Source organism: Arthrobacter sp. 05L44, from assembly GCF_056397605.1.
This window is the reverse complement of sequence record NZ_JBFTNS010000001.1, coordinates 703,681-721,118: the sequence shown is the minus strand read 5'-3', so window position 1 is coordinate 721,118 and position 17,438 is coordinate 703,681. Positions and strand designations below refer to the sequence as shown.

Genomic DNA, 17,438 nt, shown 5'->3' with positions numbered 1-17,438 from the left:
TGATGAGCAGCCGCTGGGCTGAAGCGTTGCAACCGTCGGCATCCAGGCCTTTGCCCCACGCCGGGCGGGTTGTGCGCGTCTTCTCCGCTGCGGTCCTGTTCTCCCTTGCCCTCTGGGGCGCCGGGGCAGTCACCTTCGGGGCGACCCGCGACGGCTGGCTGATCATCCAGGCCGTCCTCACACTGGCCATCACCTCGGTGATGCTCTATCGCTGCGTGGTGAGCCAGACCTTCAACATTGCCTGGACGATTTTCTGGACCTGGACGTTCATCTTCATGGCCCTGGCCCCGGCTTTCCAGCTGGCAGCCAACCGTTTCCCCTGGAAGGGAACGTTCACGGCGGGTACCCTCTCGACTGCCCAGCAGGTGGTCCTGGCCGGGCTCGCCGCGGCGGCAATCGGCTACTTCGCTGCACGCCGCGTGCCCTGGCGGTCTGAACCGGCGACGCGGGGCCGAGGCCCTCGGTGGTGGCAGCCGGGGATCGGCGGAGCCATGACCGCAATGCTGTGGGCGCAGGTCGGAACCGGCCTGCTGTTCGCAGCACTGATGGGCTCCGGACTGATGACCGGCCGTGTCGCTTTCCGGGAAACGCTGCTTCGCGTCGCGGACCTGCCCGGCGGCGGCTCGCTGTACTTCCTCGCCGAGGCCGGCGCCATCGCCATCCCCGCCGCCGGTATTGCCCTGTACCGCAGCGGGATCAAGGTGTCCGGCAAGCTCCTGGTGGCGGCCGTCGTCGCCGGAGCCATCGTGACCAACCCGCTGATCGGTTCACGGTTCCTCACGGGAAGCTTTGTTGTGGCGGTCGTCGCGGCATACCTGATCAACAGCAAATGGCTCCGGTGGCTGCCGGCATCCACGGTGCTGGTGTTTGTCACCGTGTTCCCCACCCTCGACCTCATGCGCGGCGACGGGACCGGCTCCACAGCCGTGGGCGCATCCCTGCCGAGCGCCACCCTGCTGAACTTCGATTTTGACGCGTTCGAGATGCTGCTGCGCGAGGTCTCGGTGCAGTCCATTCCGGCCGGCATGCCGGACCGTCTGGATCTCTTCATCGCACCCTTCCTGCGCTGGATCCCGGTGCTGTCCAACCTGGTCCAGGGACACGCCAGCGGACCCGTCGTGGCCAAGGCGACGGGGATGGGCTACACCAACGTCTCCATGCCTTTCTGGGGCGAAGCCCACCTCGTGGGTGGCTTCCTGGGCGTCTTCGTGGCGTTCATCCTGCTGGGCGCACTCCTGGCCTGGGCAGGTCCCCGGTTCCCCGGCACCGCGGCGACGCTGTCCGGCCGGGCCGTTGCCGCCCCGGTGGGCGCCCTCCTGTTTATGGTCCTGCGCGGCTCCCTCTACGAGGTGCTGGGCTTCCTGCTGCTCGCCATGGCGGTGGGCGTCGTCGTCGTCGCTGCCGCCCGGAGCGGGTCGGGTGTGCCCCAGGGCACGGTCGACGACGGCGGCGCACCGGTACCAGCGGAGGCAGCCAACCGTCCCCTCACGGTGGCGTTCTACCTCCCGCAGTACCACGCGATTCCCGAAAACGATGAGTGGTGGGGGACCGGCTTCACCGAGTGGACGAACGTCCGGAAAGCCACCGCCCTCTTCGACGGACATGACCACCCGCGCCGGCCCGCCGACTTCGGCTACTACGACCTGACGGTGGCCGGTGTGGCCGACCGGCAGGCCGAGCTCGCCCGGGCCAACGACGTCGACGCCTTCTGCTTCTACTACTACTGGTTCGCCGGCAAGCGGCTGCTGGAACGCCCCATTGACGATTACGTGGAACGCGGGCCCGATTTCCCGTTCTGCATTTCCTGGGCCAACGAAAACTGGACGCGCCGCTGGGACGGCCAGGACCAGTCGGTACTGATTGGCCAGGACTACGCGGAGGGCACGGCAGAACAGGTCTTCCTGGACTTCCTGCCGTACCTCCGGGATCCGCGCTACCTGCGCAACAACGGGCGCGCGGTTATTGTGGTGCACCGGGTGGACCACCTGCCGGACGCCCCCCAGTTCGCGCGGACCTGGCGTGAACTGGCCGACCAGCACGGCGTGGGCCCGCTGGAACTCATCGCGGCCGAGACCAAGCCCGGAATCCGCCCGGCCCCGTTCGGCTTCGACGCCGTCAGCGAGTTCCCCCCGGTCGGTTCCAACACCCTCGCCGCCGCCAAACTGGTCCCGCCAGCCGGCCTGAGCCCCAGCTTCCGTGGCCGGATCATGTCCTACCCGCGGATGGTCGAGCGCTTTATGCGCCGCCCGGAGCCCGGGTTCGTCCGCTACCGAGCCGTTGCCCCCGGGTGGGACAACACCGCGCGGCGGTCCAACAACTCCACCGTGTACGTCGACTCCTCGCCCGAGGGCTACCGTCGCTGGCTGCAGTTTGCCCGGGCCAGCGAAGCACGTCGGCAGCACGGCATGGTCTTCGTCAACGCCTGGAACGAGTGGGCGGAGGGCTCCTACCTCGAGCCGGACGAGACCCACGGAACGGACTACCTCACGGCAACCCGCTGGGACGCGGCGCCACTCCCGCACCGGCCCCGCACCCCCATGGGCAGTCCCGGCTTCCCGTGGCTCCAGTCGCTGGCGAAATCGGCGGCGGGCAGCGTGCTGGCCTCCTGGCGGACACTGCGAAACAACCTCGCCTCGCTCCGCCGTGGATAACAGGGCAGTGGCCGCGGAGGTCGCGGCCTCCCTGGCGATCGGCAACGAGACATCGCTGGACCGCCAGCTTCTACGCGCGGCCGCGGGTTTCGCCGCCCTTGTGGGCGGTGCCGCGCGCCGGTCCGGTGGCACGGGCCGGCCCGCTGACGGGGCCGTCTGGACAGTGTTCGCCAACCCCGTGGCCCACGGCGTTGTCCTGGGCTCGGCCGTTGCGGAGGCGCTGAAGGGCCTCCCGGTGGAACTTGTGGCGGACGCCAGGCACGCCTCTTCGGACCTGCGCCCGGGGTTGTCCTTCCCCGGACTGGCCCCGGCCTCCATGGCGCGCGTCTCGGGCTGGAAACGGCTGGGCGGCGCCCTGCAGCTCCGGCGCGCCCTGCCGGGGGGAGCCCTGCGGTCCCTGCCGGCGGCGAGGGTGTACAGGGAGTATCTCTTCCTGGCCCAGGCGGTGCGCTACCTCGCGGCGCTGGACGCCGTTGCCGGCGCCGCCCTGGTGCTGACCGACTTCGATCGGCATAACTACTGTTGGCCGCTGGTCTGGGCCGCGAAGCAACACGGCATTCCCACCATGACCCTGGTGCACGGAACGCCCAACGAGGCCAACTACGTCCCCGTGCTGGCCGACTGGGTGGGCGTCTGGGGGCAGGCGCAGGACTCCTGGTTCCGCCGGCACAGCCCTGACACGGCCCGGGTGGTCATCGGCCGCCCCGAAGCCGAGGAGTTCCGGCAGCCGGCCGGGCCCCTGCGGCGCGTCATCGTCTGCCACTCGATGGAAGAGTTGTCCGCCACTGAAGCCACGGCACTGGCCCGGCTGATCACCGGCCTGCGGGAGCGCGGGGTGGCCTGCGAACTCCGCCTGCACCCCAAGGTCCGGCAGCAGAAAGGCCTCGGCAGCTGGGAACCCCTTGCGGAACTGGCCGCCAAGACCGAGCTTGCCGAGGGAAACTTGTTCGCCAAGCTCCAGCCCGGTGACGGCGTGGTGGCCGTAACGTCCTCCGCCGTCGTCCAGGCCTGCGTGGCCGGCTACCCGGTGGCCGTAGTGGCCGACTCAAGCCGGGTCCTGCCGGCCGACGTCGCCGTCGTCGCCCTTCACCCGAGCCCGCTGCTGGGACTCGCCGACGGCGGTCACGACGCCGCGGACGCCGGCGCGTCCATGGCGGACCTGCGGACCTCGCTGGTCGCCTTCACAGGCCACGCGTCACGCACAGCCCTGCGGGATGCCGTCGAGGGCATCCTGGACCAAAGCATCCTTTCCACCCACCGTTCGAAGCAAGATGAGGTAGAGCATGAGCGCCGCTGACATTAACATCGGTCCCCGCAAGGTGGGGCCAGGACATAAACCGTTCATCATCGCCGAGGTCTCCGGCAACCACAACGGAGACCTGGCCCGCGCCCTGGACATCGTGGACATGGTGGCGGACGCGGGCGCAGACGCCGTCAAACTGCAGACCTACACCGCCGACACCATCACCATCGACTGTGACCGGCCCGAGTTTGTGATCTCAGCTGACCATCCGCTGTGGGGCGGGCAGACTCTTTACAGCCTCTACGAGCAGGCCCACACCCCGTGGAAGTGGCATGAGGCCATCTTCGAGAAGGCGCGCAGCCGGGGGCTGATTCCGTTTTCCAGCCCGTTCGACAACACCGCCGTGGACCTGCTCGAGGACTTGGACGCCCAGGTCTACAAGATCGCTTCGTTGGAGATCGGGGACACCGCCCTGCTCCGGACCGTGGCACGGACGGGGAAACCCGTCATCCTCTCCAACGGTGCCGCGTCCCTCGCCGATGTGGAGACGGCGCTGTCCGTCATCCGGGGCGAAGGCAACAACCAGGTGGTGGTGCTCGCCTGCACGTCCTCCTACCCGGCCTCGCCGGCGGAGTCGAACCTGCGGACCCTGCCTGTGCTGCGCGATGCCTTCGGGGTGCACGTGGGCCTCTCGGACCACACCATGGGCATCGGCGCTGCCATTGCCGCCGTCGCCCTCGGAGCATCCGTCATCGAAAAACACGTCACCCTGGACCGGAACGACGGCGGCGTAGACTCGGCATTCTCGCTGGAACCGCACGAGCTGGCCGCGCTGGTGAGGGAGAGCGAGACGGCCTGGCAGGCGCTGGGAAGCCCCACCCTGAATGTCAGTTCCGGCGAAGCGGAGAGCGCCCGCCTCCGCCGCTCCCTTTACGTGGTGCGTGATGTCCGGAAGGGCGACGTGCTGACGGAGGAGAACGTCAGGTCCATCCGGCCCGGGGGCGGTCTGGCCCCGCAGGACCTCGACCTGGTGCTCGGCCGGACGTTCGCCACTGACTGCGTGCGGGGAACACCGCTGGCCTGGGACCTTATTTAGCGGGGCGGGGGTCGGTCTTTTCCAGTCTGTCCCACGTTCCGTCGTCGCCCGCGGCCGGACCACCGCCCGGGGCGTCGCCGGGCGTGGTGCCCGGCATCATGCGCGGCGGGGGCTCGTAGCCAGCTGCGGCGAAGAGCCGGCGGGAGGCATGGTTGGTCTTCAACATTTCCGCCACCAGGGTGATCTCCGTGTCCGGATGTTCGCCGCGCAGCAGCTCCTCTGCGGCGCGCAGTGCCCGGCCGCCCATCCCCGTCCCGCGGAAGTCCGGACTGACCGTGATGGACACTTCCCAGCCGGCCGGGCGGTCCGCCAGGAGGTCAAAACGCACGACGGCGGCAGGCCGCCCCTCCGCCTCGATGATGGTCAGGAGGCGTCCGGGGTTGGCCAGGGTCCCCTGGAACCAGGCCAGATGGCTGTCCCAGGAGAATGAGTCCGTGGTCCGTGAAGCGGCCCGGACTGCCGGATCGCTGCGCCACTCAAAGATCTGGCTTGCGTCCTCCAGTACGGCACGGCGCGCGTTCACTCCTGCGGGCCGGTTCACAATCTCCTGCCAGAGGGCGACGATCCGCTGCGCGCCGGCGCCGTCCACGGCGTGCTCGGCGGCCCGGCTGAGCTGGCCCCGGAGCCGGGCGTCCGTTCCCAGCTCGCGGAGCCGGTCCCGGGCGGTCCCGTCGTCCCAGGCGTCCCACGTTCCGAGGCCCGCCGCAAAACCCTGCGCGACCGCGTAGTTGTAGCCGGCCAGCTGGTTCGGGACCAGCTGGATGATGGCCGCGGGGACCCGCAGGGCCGCGAGCTCCCACACTGTGGTTCCGGCCCCGGAAATCACCAGATCCATGCTGCCGAAGAGCAGCGGCACATCCGGGCCGGGGGCATGACGGAAAATCGCGGTGTTTCCGCTCTCTGCGGCCAGGCCTTCGTCGCCGGCCTGGGTGACCACGTGGCATTCCGAGGCGATACCCGTCCCGGTCCAGGCCCGGACTGCGCGGGCAGTCATTCCGGTCGCGTCGGTGCCGCCCATGAGGACCAGGACCCGCAGCCGGTCCGGGGGAGCAGTTCCTCGCGGCGGCGACGGGGCGTTCAGGAGGCCGCGCCGGATGGGTGCCGCCCGCAGGCCGCGCAGCAGCCGTAGGGTCCCGTCCGGCGTGCGGAACTCGCCCTCGCCGCCCGGCGAAGCGTCCACCACCAGATCGGCGGGCCGCCGGCCATACTCGCCGTCCTCCATGGAGGAGAGGGCCAGGCCGGCTTCGGCGGCCAGGCCACGCAGGCCGGGGAGCGGCCCATACGAGTCGACGTGGATCAGCTGCGCACCCGCGGCCCGGGCGGCGGCCACCAGCGCGGCACTTTCCAGCTCCACGTCAAGCACGTCCATGCCGAGGCCGGCGACGGCGGATCGGGCTACCGGGTGGTCAATGCGCCCGGCGAAGACCACGTCCCACCCGGCGGCCAGTGCCTCCTCCGCGACGGCGAGCGAGCGCATAACGTGGCCGGCGCCCGCCTCCTTCGCGGCGCTGCAGCATACGAGGACCTTCATCTCAGCCCTCGATGAGCGCTTTCTGCACCACGGCCTCGTTGAGCGCCACGATCTCCGGGTGCGCATCAAGCAGCCGCACAATCGTTCCCCACGACGGTGCCGCGTCGGGCAGAAGGGCCACCAGCGCGTCCAGCAGCCGGGCGTCGTCGTCGACGTCCAGGGTGACCCGGTACTTCTCCGACCCGGGCCGGAATGACAGGCTGGCCTGGCTGAAGCCGGAGCCTTCCTCGTAGACGGCACTGGTGACGTGCGCCCGGTGATGCGGCTCGGTGCGGGCGTTGCATTCCTCCAGGGCGCCGGCGCGGACCAGCTCCACATCCAGGCCCCGCGGCAGGCTGCGGTCCAAGGTGGTCGAGACGTAGTCCAGGTCCGGGTTCAGCCGCCACAGGGCCGCGACCTGGCCGATCACTGCCGGGTCCAGCAACGGGCAGTCCGCCGTGAGCCGGACAACGGCGTCGGCCTCGGTCTGCCGTGCAGCCTGGATGAACCGGTCCAGAACGTCGTTTTCGCTGCCGCGGACCACAGTCACGTTCTCCGCGGCGGCAAACTCGGCAATCGGATCGTCAATAGCAGATGCCGAGGTCGCGACCACCACCTGATCAATGCCGGGCGCCTCCCGGGCCGCGCGGACCACCCAGCTGAGCACGCTCCTGGCGCCGAGGGGGCGCAGGACCTTCCGCGGCAGCCGGGCCGAACCCATCCGGGCCTGGATGACGGCCACAACTTTCGCGCCGCCGGGCGCCGCGCTGCTCAACGGAGGACCTTGCGGACGGCCTCGATGACACGGTCCACGTCACCGTCGGTCATGCCCGGGAAGAGGGGCAGCGAGATTTCCCCCGCATAGTATGCCTCAGCGTTGGGGCACATCCCGCGGCGGTAGCCGAGGTCCTCGAAAACGGGGTGCCAGTAGGCGGGAATGTAGTTGACCTGGACGCCAATGCCGAGTCCGCGCAGTTCGTTGAAGATGTCCTTCCGGCGGGCGGAGGGCACACGCAGCGGGTACAGGTGCCACGCCGGAGCGGCGCCGTCCGTCAGCACCGGGACCTGCGCGTCGCTGAGCTCAGCGAAAGCGTCGTTGTACGCCCGGTGAATCGCCGCACGCCGGAGTTTGAACGATTCCAGCTTCTTGAACTGGCTGACGCCGAGCGCCGCCAGGACGTCGGGAAGCCGGTAGTTCAGGCCGAAGTCCGTCACTTCCTGGTGCCACGGGCCTTCGTCCGGGAAACGCATTTTGGACCGGTCGCGTTCCAGCCCGTGGTTCTTGAACTTTCGGGCGCGGGCTTCCAGGTCCGGGCGCGGGGTGACCACCGCGCCGCCTTCGGCGGTGGTCAGGTTCTTGGTGGGGAAGAAGGAGAACGTGGTGATGTCCGCCGTCGCACCAACCGGGACGCCGTGCAGCGTTGAGCCCACCGAATGGGCGGCGTCCTCGATGAAGACGGCGCCGGACCGGGCGGCCAGGGCGTTGAACGCCGTCGCATCCACGGGCAGGCCCGCGTAATCGACGGCGGTGATGGCGCGTGTCCTGGACGTTACGGCGGCTGCCGCGGCGTCAAGGGAGAGGTTTCCGGTGTCCGGTTCGACATCCGCGAAGACGATCTTGGCGCCGAGGACGGCGGCTGTGGCGGCCGTCGCCACAAACGTCAGCGGCGTGGTCACCACCTCGTCGCCGGCACCGATCCCGGCGGCGGCGTAGGCCACATGCAGGGCTGCAGTGCCCGAGGTCACGGACACCGCGGCGGCTCCGTCCGCGGCGGCCGAAATGGCGGCTTCGAACTCACCGACCATGGGGCCGGTGGTCAGCCAGTCGCCGGACAGTGCGGTGACCACCGCGGAGATATCGGCCTCGTCGATCGAGTGCCGGCCATAGGGCAGCACGCTGGGGCTAGAACTCATTGGCCAGCATTTCGCGGAGCTCTTCGACACCCAGCCATTCGGCGTTGGTGTGGGACTGGTAGCTGAAGCCATCCGGAACCAGCGCGCCGTCGGCTGGCTCCTTGTAGCCCCAACCGCCAAGGTGCGGCATGACCATGTACCGGGAGTCCAGCTGCAGCGTGCGGCGGGAGTCGTCCGGGGCAATCATTTCCTCATGGAGCTTCTCGCCCGGACGGATGCCGATCTCATGCATCGCTGCGCCCGGTGCGATGGCCTCGGCAAGGTCAACGATCTTTACGGAGGGGATGCGGGGGACGTAGAGCTCGCCGCCCTGCATCACGCCAAAGGAATCAAGCACAAAATCGACGGCCTGCTGGAGGGTGATCCAGAACCGGGTCATCCGCTTGTCCGTGAGGGGCAGGGACTTGCCCTGTTCGGCGAGCTTGCGCCAGATCGGCACAATGCTTCCGCGGGAACCCATGACGTTGCCGTACCGCACCACGGAGAAACGGGTGTCGTACGACGCCGCGTAGTGGTTGCCGCTGATGAACAGGCGGTCCGCGCTCAGTTTGGTGGCACCGTAGAGGTTGACCGGGCTGGATGCCTTGTCGGTGGATAGGGCCACCACTTTCTTCACGCCCGCGTCGATGGCGGCGTCGATGACGTTCTGAGAGCCGATGATGTTCGTGTTAACAAATTCGAACGGGTTGTATTCGGCGGTGTCCACCTGCTTCAGGGCGGCCGCGTGGATTACGTAGTCAACGCCGTGGAAAGCCCGTGTCAGGCGGTTCCGGTCCCGGATGTCGCCGATGAACCAGCGGATCCGGGGGTCGTCGTTGAACATACGGCGGGCTTCGAGCTGCTTCAGTTCGTCACGGCTGAAGATGACCAGCCGCCGCACGTCGTGGCGGTCCAGGAGTTCACGCGTGAGCGCCTTCCCCAAAGAACCTGTTCCACCGGTAATAAGTACTGACGAATCCTGAAACTGCATGAAACTCCCCCTGAAACAGAAGCTAAGGAACGCGGCGCCGGCGGTGAATGCCGTCTTGCGCCTTGTATCGATTGGTGGGCCACTCCTGCGGCGCCGCCGCAATTGAGTTTATGCGGCGGGCAGCATGCTATTTTCCAGCGCTGGAATGACGGACCAAAGTTTACACGTCAGACAGGTCCGCACCCCGCTGGCGGACCCTTTCTGAACGGGTCCACCGGCGAATGTGTCTTTCCCAGCCATTCTCATTTCGCGGGCCCGCTTGTAAAGTTCGGTTATGACTCTGGGGAAAGCTGTAACTAAAGCTGTCATACCTGCTGCCGGGCTGGGGACCCGTTTCCTTCCGGCCACCAAGGCGATGCCGAAGGAAATGCTGCCGGTGGTGGACCAGCCGGCCATCCAGTATGTGGTGGAGGAAGCCGTCAGGGCCGGTCTCACGGACCTGCTGATGATCACCGGGCGGCAGAAGCGTGCCCTGGAGGACCACTTTGACCGGGCGCCGGCCCTCGAACGGATCCTCGAGCTGAAGGGCGATACCGAACGCCTGGAGGCCGTGCAGCACGCGTCCAACATCTCGCCGATCCATTACCTGCGGCAGGGCGACCCGAAGGGCCTGGGCCACGCCGTGCTGTGCGCCCGGCAACACGTGGGGGACGATCCCTTCGCCGTGCTCCTCGGCGATGACCTGATCGATGAACGCGACAGGCTGCTGGACACCATGATCGAGGTCCAGGCGCGGACCGGCGGCTCGGTGGTGGCGCTCATCGAGGTGGACCCCGCGCAGATCAGCGCCTACGGCTGCGCCGCGGTTACCCCCATCCCCGGCGAGGACTACGTCAAAGTGGACGGGCTGGTGGAAAAACCGGCTCCGGGGGATGCGCCGTCGAACCTGGCCGTGATCGGCCGCTACGTGCTGCACCCCGCGGTTTTTGACGTCCTGGAACAGACCGGGCCCGGCCGCGGCGGGGAAATCCAGCTCACGGATGCGCTGCAGGTTCTCGCCGCGTCGGATGCTGAAGGCGGCGGCGTCCACGGCGTCATCTTCCAGGGCCGCCGGTACGACACCGGAGACAAGCTGAGCTACCTCAAGGCCGCCATCTCGATCGCCTCCGAGCGCGTTGACTTCGGCGAGGAGCTCAAAATCTGGCTCAAGGGCTTCCTGAACTGACGCGGTACGGCCCGGCTAGCGCGTGTCCAGGTCTTCGAACACGAGGAAGGTCTGGGTGTCCAGCACCCCCGGCATGGACTGCAGCTGGTCGAAGATGACCCGCCGCAGGTCCACGTTGTCCACGGCGCGGACCAGCAGGATGACGTCGAAGTCGCCGCCCACCAGGGCGATGTGGTGCACCTCGGGGATCGCCCGGAGGAGCTCCCGCAGTTCGCGCCAGGAGTGCTGGCGGACCTTCAGGGTCACATACGCCGAGGACTTCAGCCCGGCCTTGATAGGGTCCACCAGCGCCGTGAACTTGGTCAGGACGCCCTCACCCGTCAACCGGGCAATCCGGGTGTAGGCGTGGGCGCGGGAAATGTGGACGTTCTCCGCCACCTGGGTCACGGACATCCGCCCGTCGCGGGTCAGTTCCGCGATGATGTTCCGGTCCACGTCGTCCAGCGGCACCGCCTGGTCCGCCTCGGCCTCTGCCATTTGTCTACAACCCCCGCCGGTAATCCAGCTCACACTTACATTCTGTCTTTCAGATTAGGGCAATATTCGGGACTTCTCCACGATTTCGGCCGGGGGTGGATACGAAACGGCATCGCCGACCATACTGGGAGCGAATAGTGGCTACAGAAAGACGGACCAATGACGATCTCCGCGGACCATTCTGCGCAGCAGCCCCAACGCACGGCGCAGCCCGAACGTACGGCGCAGCCCGAACCCGGCTCGGCGCCGAACGCCGCCCACGACGCCGTCCTGAAGTTCGGCATCACGGTCGAGGACTACATGCTGCCGGCCCGCCACCCCATCCAGATCGTCGGCCCGGACGGCGCCTTGAACGCCGAAGCGGAACAGGGCGCGCAGCCCGGCCACGAGTACGGCCTCCCCGACGACGTCGAACTGCTGGCCGCGTACGAGCAGTTGGTCGTCGGGCGCCGCGTCAACGATCAGAACTCCGCGCTGGTCCGGCAGGGCCGTATGGCCGTCTACCCGTCCAGCCACGGCCAGGAAGCCTGCCAGGTCGCGGCGGCACTGTGTCTGTCCGACGGGGACTGGATGTTCCCCACCTACCGTGACTCCGTGGCCGTGATGGCCCGCGGCGTGGATCCGGTGCAGACCATGACCCTGTTCCGCGGCGACTGGCACGGCGGATACGACCCCGCCAAGCACAAGGTCGGCATCCAGTGCACCCCGCTGACCACGCAGCTGCTCCACGCCGTCGGCGTCGCCCACGCGGCCAAACTCCGCGGCGAGGACACGGTGGTCCTGGCCATGTGCGGCGACGGGGCAACCAGTGAGGGTGACTTCCACGAAGCGCTGAACTTTGCCGCCGTGTTCCACCTCCCGGTGGTCTTCTTCGTCCAGAACAACCAGTACGCCATCTCCGTGCCGCTGGCCCACCAGTCGGTCGCCCCGTCGCTGGCGCACAAGGCTGTCGGCTACGGCATGGCCGGCGAACGTGTGGACGGCAACGACATGGTGGCGCTCCTGGCCGTGCTGGGCCGGGCCGTGAAGCTCGCCCGCGAGGGCTCCGGCCCGCTGCTGGTGGAGGCCCACACCTACCGGATGCAGGCGCACACCAACGCCGACGACGCCACCCGCTACCGCCAGGACAGCGAAGTGGCCGAATGGGTGTCCAAGGACCCGGTCAGCCGGATGAAGACCTACCTGACAGGCCGCGGCCTGCTCGATGACCACAACTCCGCCCGGATCGCCGACCAGGCCGAAGCCGTTGCCACCCAGCTGCGCGAGGGCCTGGGTGAGGACGTCCCCGTGGACCCCCAGGACCTGTTCAGCTACGTCTTCTCCACGCCCACCCCGCAGCTCAAGGAACAGTCCGCCATGCTCGCCGACGAACTGGCCCGCGACGCCGCATCCACCGCATCCGCAGCAAAGGCGGCCGGCAAATGAGCCCCACCATCACCACGTCCTCCGAAGCGAACGGCAACGTCAGCGCCGCCACCGCCCGCGCCGCCGCCAAGGCCGCCGGCGACGCCGAGAAGACCGGCCCGCAGTCCATCACCCTGGCCAAGGCCCTGAACACCGCCATGGCCGACGCCATGCACGCGGACGAATCCGTGCTGGTCTTCGGCGAGGACGTCGGCATGCTCGGCGGCGTCTTCCGCATCACCGACGGCCTCACCAAAACCTTCGGAAAGAGCCGCTGTTTCGACACGCCCCTGGCCGAATCCGGCATTGTGGGCATGGCCGTGGGTATGGCCATGAACGGCATGCGCCCGGTCATCGAGATGCAGTTCGACGCCTTCGCGTACCCGGCGTTCGAGCAGATCGTCAGCCACGTCGCCAAAATGCACAACCGGACCAAGGGCACCGTCAAGCTGCCCATCGTCATCCGCGTCCCCTACGCCGGCGGGATCGGCGGAGTGGAGCACCACTGCGATTCCTCCGAGGCCTACTACGCGCACACCGCGGGCCTCAAGGTCTTCACCCCGGCCACCGTGGCCGACGGCTACCGGATGCTCCGTGAAGCCATCGACTCGGACGATCCCGTGATGTTCATGGAACCCAAGAAGCTGTACTGGTCCAAGGACCAGGTGGACCTGGACGCGCTCCGCGCCGAGCACACGGCGAACACCGAGTCCGGCACCTCCTCCGAAGGCCGTGCCGCCGTCGCCCGTCCGGGCACGGACGCCACGCTGATCGCCTACGGACCGTCCGTCCCGACGGCGCTCGCCGCCGCGGCCGCTGCCGCCGAGGAAGGCCGCTCGCTGGAGGTGATCGACGTCCGCTCGATCGTCCCGTTCGACGACGAAACGGTCTGCGCATCCGTCCGGAAGACCGGCCGCGCCGTGGTGATCGCCGAAGCGCACGGCTTCGCGTCCGTGGCCTCGGAAATTGTGGCGCGCGTCCAGGAACGCTGCTTCCACCACCTGGCCGCCCCGATCCGCCGCGTCACCGGCTTCGACGTGCCGTACCCGGCCCCGAAACTCGAGCACTATTACCTGCCCGGCGTGGACCGCATCCTCGACGCCGTCGACGACCTCCAGTGGGAAGACTGACCATGAGCGAACCCAAAGTATTCCTCCTCCCGGACCTCGGCGAGGGCCTGACCGAAGCGGAGCTGGTCAACTGGCTCGTGGCCGTGGGCGATGAGATTCGCGTCGACCAGCCGATCGCCGAGGTGGAGACCGCCAAGTCCATGGTGGAGGTCCCGTCCCCGTACGCCGGCACCGTCGCCGTCCTGCACGGCGAGCCCGGCCAGACCCTCGACGTCGGAAAACCGCTGATCTCCGTGACGCCGCTGGGGGTAGCCCCCGCTGTTGAGGAGGTTGCCGCCGAGGTCTACCGCGAGGAAGAGAAGGCCGGCTCCGGAAATGTCCTGATCGGCTACGGCACCCCGGGCGGGCATGGGGTTGCCCGGCGGACCCGGGCGTCCAAGAGCTCCGTGGCGCAGGTGTCCGGGGAGGAGAAGGCAGCCGATGACCTGCTGTTGCTGCGGACCCGGGTTCCCGGCAAGCTGGGGGCCGTGATTTCGCCGCTGGTCCGGCGGATGGCGCGGGACCACGGCGTGGATTTGGGCGAGCTGCAGGGCTCGGGAACCAGCGGGCTGATCATGCGCCGCGACGTCGAGGCCGCCATCAAACCCGCCGCCGAACAGCCGGGCGCCCGGGCCGCTGAAACGCCCGGGCCGGAGCGCCGGATTGCCGGGGACACCGACTCGCGGACCGGCCTGGGCATCACCGGGCGCACCCCGGTGCGGGGCGTCCGCAAGGCCGTCGCCGCGAACATGAGCCGGAGCCGATCCGAGATCCCCGAGGCCACCGTGTGGGTGGACGTGGATGCGACCGCGCTCGTAGAGCTGCGGGCGGCCCTGAAGAAGGCCGACCCGCACCACACTCCCGGGCTGCTGGCCTTCATCGCCCGCTACGTCACCGCCGGGCTGAAGAAATACCCGGAACTGAACACCCGGATCGTCACCACCGAGGACGCCGACGGCGGGACCAGCCAGGAAATCGTCGCCTTCGACGGCGTGAACCTGGGCTTTGCCGCCCAAACCGACCGGGGCCTGATGGTGCCCTCGGTACGCAACGCGGACAAACTCAGCGCCCGCGAACTGGACGCCGAGATCCGGCGGCTCACCGCCGTCGTCCGCGACGGCAAGGCGACACCCGCCGAACTGGGCAGCGGTACCTTCACGCTGAACAACTACGGCGTCTTCGGTGTGGACGGCTCCGCGGCGATCATCAACCACCCCGAAGTGGGAATCCTCGGCGTCGGCCGCATCATCGACAAGCCGTGGGTGGTCAACGGCGAGCTCGCCGTCCGCAAGGTCACCGAGCTGACGCTCACCTTCGACCACCGGGTCTGCGACGGCGGCACCGCCGGCGGATTCCTGCGCTACGTGGCCGACGCGATCGAGAACCCGGGCTCGGTGCTGGCCGATCTCTAAGGCCCGGTGGGTAGAATCGAGGCCAGAACTTCGCACCAACCATGCCGGCGCGGCGCCGGGATACGGAGATTTCATGTCACGATGGCTCGAGGTCGGCCAGGATAATTACGTGCTGACCACCGAAGGATCCCTGCTCAATACCGGCCTGGTTGTCGGCACCGAACGCGCCATGGTGATCGACACCGGCGGGGGTCCCCGGCAGGGCCGCGAGATCCTGGACGCCGTGCGGGAGAAGACGCAGCTGCCGCTGGTGGTGGTCAACACCCATGCCCACTACGACCACTTCTTCGGCAACGCCGTGTTCGCCGACGACGGCGTGACCGAGTTCTGGGGGCACGAAAACTGCGCCGCGGACATCGAGGACAACGGCGACGCCCAGCGCCCGCTGGTGGCGGCGGCCGAGCCGGAGATGGCCGCGGGCGACGGCGGCCAGGTGGAACTGGTGGTCCCGAACGCGATTGTCCGGGACCAGCCCGTGCTGGTGGACCTGGGCGGCCAGACCGCCACGCTCTTCTATCTGGGGCGCGGGCACACCGACGGCGACCTGCTGGTGGGCACCGGCACCACGCTGTACGCCGGTGACCTCGTGGAACAGGGCGCGCACCCGTCCTTCGAGGACTCTTTCCCGGAAGAGTGGGCCGACGCCCTGCGGCACCTGTCCGCCCTGCGCCACCGCTACGAATTCCTGATCCCGGGCCACGGCGAGCCCTGCAGCGACCAGTTCGTCAAAACCATGGCCAACACCATGAGCACCGCGGTGCGGCAGGCCACCCAGGCAACCCGCGAGACGCCCAACGATGCCACCAAGGCCGTACCGATCCTGCCTTACGGTCCGGAGCAGTCCCGCTGGTTCATCAAGCGCCTGCAGGAGACCCGGGCGCACCACTAAAAGGGCCCGGAACGGCGCCTGAAAACCGGCCGAAGCTAAGGGTGCTGGCGACTACGCCTAGACTGGCCCTTTGAAAGAAGTCACAACAAGCGCCGCAGCGTGCTCCGCTGTGAGTCCTGGGGGAGAAACCAAAAGATGCCCGAATCGGTGGAAGACAACTCAGCTGCCACTGCTGAAAACTCAGGACAGCCTGAACTCCGCCGTCGCCGCGACCTGCGTCGCGCCGACGGGGACAACACTGCTGCCCGGACAGGAACCATGCCGGTCGTCAACCCCCGCAGCCCCCAGGCGGAAACCCCTGAAGCCCCCACCCGCCCCGCACCGCTGCGCAGCAGCTCCTGGGCGCAGGCCGCCGAAGCCGCCGATGAGCGCTTCGGAAACCCCGCCACAGGCACCACCCCGGTGATCAGCCAGATCCCCGCCACGCCTGTCCAGCCCGCCGCGCCGCCGGCGTCGTTCGCCCCCGCGGCCCCGGCAACACCGGCAGCCCCGGAGGACTCGGAAACGACGGCGGCCGGGCCGGACACCGCCGGGTCCGCCGCAGCGGACCAGCCGGACAGCAGCACCCGGGCGGGCCGGACGGCCGACGCCGCAGCCGTGCCGCCGCAGCCCACCCGCGCCACCCGCTCCGCGAGCCGAGCCGCGGCCCTGGCCAACGCCCCGGTTCCGGACTTCATCAGCTCCCCGGGCCTCTTTGTCCGCGAGCAGAAGCCCCGGCCCGTCGGCGGCATCCGCGGCGCCCTCTACAGCCTCACCGGCGGCAGCCTGAACCTGGGCCCGAGCGCCCGCCAGCGCGAAGAGGACGAACTTGCGCGCAGGATTTCCCGGCAGCTCCAGGGCAGCTACAACACCGCGGTGCTGAGCCTCAAGGGCGGCATCGGCAAGACCTCCACCACCGTGGGCGTCGGACTGACCCTGGCCGAGTACCGCGGCGACCCGCCCTGCGCGATCGACGCGAACCCGGACTCGGGCGACCTCGTGGAACGCGCACTGGGTGAGGGCATCTACCAGCAGCAGGCGCCGCGGACCATCAGCGACCTGCTCCGCAACGTTGACTCCATCGATTCGCTGACGGCCCTGGCCCGCTACATGCACCACGCCGGACGCCTCCACCTGATCGCCGGTGAGCAGGACCCGGAGGTCTCCGATTCGCTCACCGCCGAGGAGTACCTCCGGATCCGCAAACTCATCTCCGGCTACTACTCCGTGGCCCTCACCGACTGCGGCACCGGCGTCACCCACAACGCCATGAGTGGGATCCTGCAGTCGGCGGACAACCTCATCATCGCTGCCGGCTACGCCGTCAGCGGCGCCAAGCGCGCCCGGAGCACCCTGCACTGGCTGGCCGACCACGGCTACGAGGACCTGGCCCGGAACGCCGTCGTGGTCATCACGGACAAGGACGAGGTCTCCTCGCGGGTGGACAAGGATGCCATCGAGGACCACCTCTCCGGTATTTGCCGCCAGCTGATCGCCGTCCCGCACGACCGCGGAGTGGCCGACGGCGACCTCGTCACCCTCGATTCGCTCCGGCCCGAGACCCGGCGGGCGTACCGCGAGATTGCCGCCGCAATCGTCGACGGCTACGTCTAACCGCT

The 17,438-nt window shown here is 68.7% G+C and carries 14 protein-coding genes; 9 read left to right on the top strand and 5 right to left on the bottom strand.

The genetic code is table 11. The features are described 5' to 3' along the window. The first annotated feature begins 71 nt into the window (after window positions 1–71). Genes AC1DHY_RS03330 through pseI form a run of 3 tightly spaced genes read left to right on the top strand, consistent with a single transcriptional unit; the run spans window position 72 to window position 4,990 of the window. Window positions 72–2,651 (top strand): glycosyltransferase WbsX family protein, encoded by a 2,580-nt coding sequence (locus tag AC1DHY_RS03330; protein WP_476879688.1) that lies wholly within the window; start codon window positions 72–74, stop codon window positions 2,649–2,651. Next, window positions 2,644–3,948 (top strand): hypothetical protein, encoded by a 1,305-nt coding sequence (locus tag AC1DHY_RS03325; protein ID WP_476903148.1) that lies wholly within the window; start codon window positions 2,644–2,646, stop codon window positions 3,946–3,948. The genes AC1DHY_RS03330 and AC1DHY_RS03325 overlap by 8 nt, the downstream gene beginning before the upstream one ends. Continuing rightward, window positions 3,935–4,990 carry a pseudaminic acid synthase gene (pseI, locus tag AC1DHY_RS03320; RefSeq protein ID WP_476878512.1) on the top strand — a complete coding sequence of 352 codons (1,056 nt, stop codon included), beginning with the start codon at window positions 3,935–3,937 and terminating at the stop codon, window positions 4,988–4,990. The genes AC1DHY_RS03325 and pseI overlap by 14 nt, the downstream gene beginning before the upstream one ends. On the opposite strand, the gene AC1DHY_RS03315 is transcribed toward pseI, so the two are convergent. The 4 genes from AC1DHY_RS03315 to pseB are packed head-to-tail and all read right to left on the bottom strand — an operon-like array spanning window position 4,983 to window position 9,384. Continuing rightward, window positions 4,983–6,521, bottom strand: coding sequence for a GNAT family N-acetyltransferase (locus AC1DHY_RS03315; RefSeq protein WP_476878511.1), 1,539 nt, complete (start codon window positions 6,519–6,521; stop codon window positions 4,983–4,985). The two genes, pseI and AC1DHY_RS03315, sit on opposite strands and share 8 nt — an antisense overlap. 1 nt (window position 6,522) lies before the next feature. Further along, complete coding sequence (locus AC1DHY_RS03310) at window positions 6,523–7,275, bottom strand: cytidylyltransferase domain-containing protein (RefSeq protein WP_476878510.1); 753 nt, start codon at window positions 7,273–7,275, stop codon at window positions 6,523–6,525. Then, window positions 7,272–8,414, bottom strand: coding sequence for a DegT/DnrJ/EryC1/StrS family aminotransferase (locus AC1DHY_RS03305; RefSeq protein WP_476878509.1), 1,143 nt, complete (start codon window positions 8,412–8,414; stop codon window positions 7,272–7,274). Before AC1DHY_RS03305 ends, AC1DHY_RS03310 begins: the two co-directional genes overlap by 4 nt. Then, the gene (gene pseB, locus AC1DHY_RS03300) at window positions 8,404–9,384 is read right to left on the bottom strand and encodes a UDP-N-acetylglucosamine 4,6-dehydratase (inverting) (RefSeq protein WP_476878508.1); all 981 of its coding nucleotides are present in this window, start codon (window positions 9,382–9,384) and stop codon (window positions 8,404–8,406) included. Before pseB ends, AC1DHY_RS03305 begins: the two co-directional genes overlap by 11 nt. Window positions 9,385–9,658: 274 nt before the next feature. Here pseB and galU point away from each other — a divergent pair, with 274 nt between their 5' ends. Continuing rightward, window positions 9,659–10,549 carry a UTP--glucose-1-phosphate uridylyltransferase GalU gene (gene galU / locus AC1DHY_RS03295; protein WP_476878507.1) on the top strand — a complete coding sequence of 297 codons (891 nt, stop codon included), beginning with the start codon at window positions 9,659–9,661 and terminating at the stop codon, window positions 10,547–10,549. Window positions 10,550–10,564: 15 nt separating this feature from the next. Here galU and AC1DHY_RS03290 read toward each other — a convergent pair whose 3' ends face one another. After that, the gene (locus AC1DHY_RS03290) at window positions 10,565–11,026 is read right to left on the bottom strand and encodes an Lrp/AsnC family transcriptional regulator (protein WP_441416883.1); all 462 of its coding nucleotides are present in this window, start codon (window positions 11,024–11,026) and stop codon (window positions 10,565–10,567) included. A gap of 159 nt (window positions 11,027–11,185) precedes the next feature. Here AC1DHY_RS03290 and pdhA point away from each other — a divergent pair, with 159 nt between their 5' ends. The 5 genes from pdhA to AC1DHY_RS03265 all read left to right on the top strand — a co-directional run bounded on the left by pdhA (window position 11,186) and on the right by AC1DHY_RS03265 (window position 17,433). Next, window positions 11,186–12,451 (top strand): pyruvate dehydrogenase (acetyl-transferring) E1 component subunit alpha, encoded by a 1,266-nt coding sequence (gene pdhA / locus AC1DHY_RS03285; RefSeq protein WP_476878506.1) that lies wholly within the window; start codon window positions 11,186–11,188, stop codon window positions 12,449–12,451. Then, entirely contained in the window at window positions 12,448–13,560 is a 1,113-nt protein-coding gene (locus tag AC1DHY_RS03280) for an alpha-ketoacid dehydrogenase subunit beta (RefSeq protein WP_476903147.1), read from the top strand. The genes pdhA and AC1DHY_RS03280 overlap by 4 nt, the downstream gene beginning before the upstream one ends. Window positions 13,561–13,562: 2 nt before the next feature. After that, window positions 13,563–14,951, top strand: a complete 1,389-nt coding sequence (locus AC1DHY_RS03275; RefSeq protein ID WP_476903146.1) for a dihydrolipoamide acetyltransferase family protein — start codon at window positions 13,563–13,565, stop codon at window positions 14,949–14,951. A gap of 73 nt (window positions 14,952–15,024) precedes the next feature. Beyond that, on the top strand, window positions 15,025–15,840 hold the full coding sequence (locus AC1DHY_RS03270; RefSeq protein WP_476878503.1) for an MBL fold metallo-hydrolase: 816 nt from the start codon (window positions 15,025–15,027) through the stop codon (window positions 15,838–15,840). Window positions 15,841–16,098: 258 nt separating this feature from the next. Next, on the top strand, window positions 16,099–17,433 hold the full coding sequence (locus AC1DHY_RS03265; protein ID WP_476878502.1) for a MinD/ParA family ATP-binding protein: 1,335 nt from the start codon (window positions 16,099–16,101) through the stop codon (window positions 17,431–17,433). The last annotated feature ends 5 nt before the right edge of the window (window positions 17,434–17,438 follow it).

Bases quoted from the DNA above. Each gene is read 5' to 3' on its own strand.
- galU (WP_476878507.1), top strand. From the start codon at position 9,659: ATGACTCTGGGGAAAGCTGTAACTAAAGCTGTCATACCTGCTGCCGGG.
- AC1DHY_RS03290 (WP_441416883.1), bottom strand. From the start codon at position 11,026: ATGGCAGAGGCCGAGGCGGACCAGGCGGTGCCGCTGGACGACGTGGAC.
- pdhA (WP_476878506.1), top strand. From the start codon at position 11,186: ATGACGATCTCCGCGGACCATTCTGCGCAGCAGCCCCAACGCACGGCG.
- AC1DHY_RS03280 (WP_476903147.1), top strand. From the start codon at position 12,448: ATGAGCCCCACCATCACCACGTCCTCCGAAGCGAACGGCAACGTCAGC.
- AC1DHY_RS03265 (WP_476878502.1), top strand. From the start codon at position 16,099: ATGCCGGTCGTCAACCCCCGCAGCCCCCAGGCGGAAACCCCTGAAGCC.
- pseB (WP_476878508.1), bottom strand. From the start codon at position 9,384: ATGCAGTTTCAGGATTCGTCAGTACTTATTACCGGTGGAACAGGTTCT.
- AC1DHY_RS03305 (WP_476878509.1), bottom strand. From the start codon at position 8,414: ATGAGTTCTAGCCCCAGCGTGCTGCCCTATGGCCGGCACTCGATCGAC.
- AC1DHY_RS03270 (WP_476878503.1), top strand. From the start codon at position 15,025: ATGTCACGATGGCTCGAGGTCGGCCAGGATAATTACGTGCTGACCACC.
- pseI (WP_476878512.1), top strand. From the start codon at position 3,935: ATGAGCGCCGCTGACATTAACATCGGTCCCCGCAAGGTGGGGCCAGGA.
- AC1DHY_RS03315 (WP_476878511.1), bottom strand. From the start codon at position 6,521: ATGAAGGTCCTCGTATGCTGCAGCGCCGCGAAGGAGGCGGGCGCCGGC.
- AC1DHY_RS03275 (WP_476903146.1), top strand. From the start codon at position 13,563: ATGAGCGAACCCAAAGTATTCCTCCTCCCGGACCTCGGCGAGGGCCTG.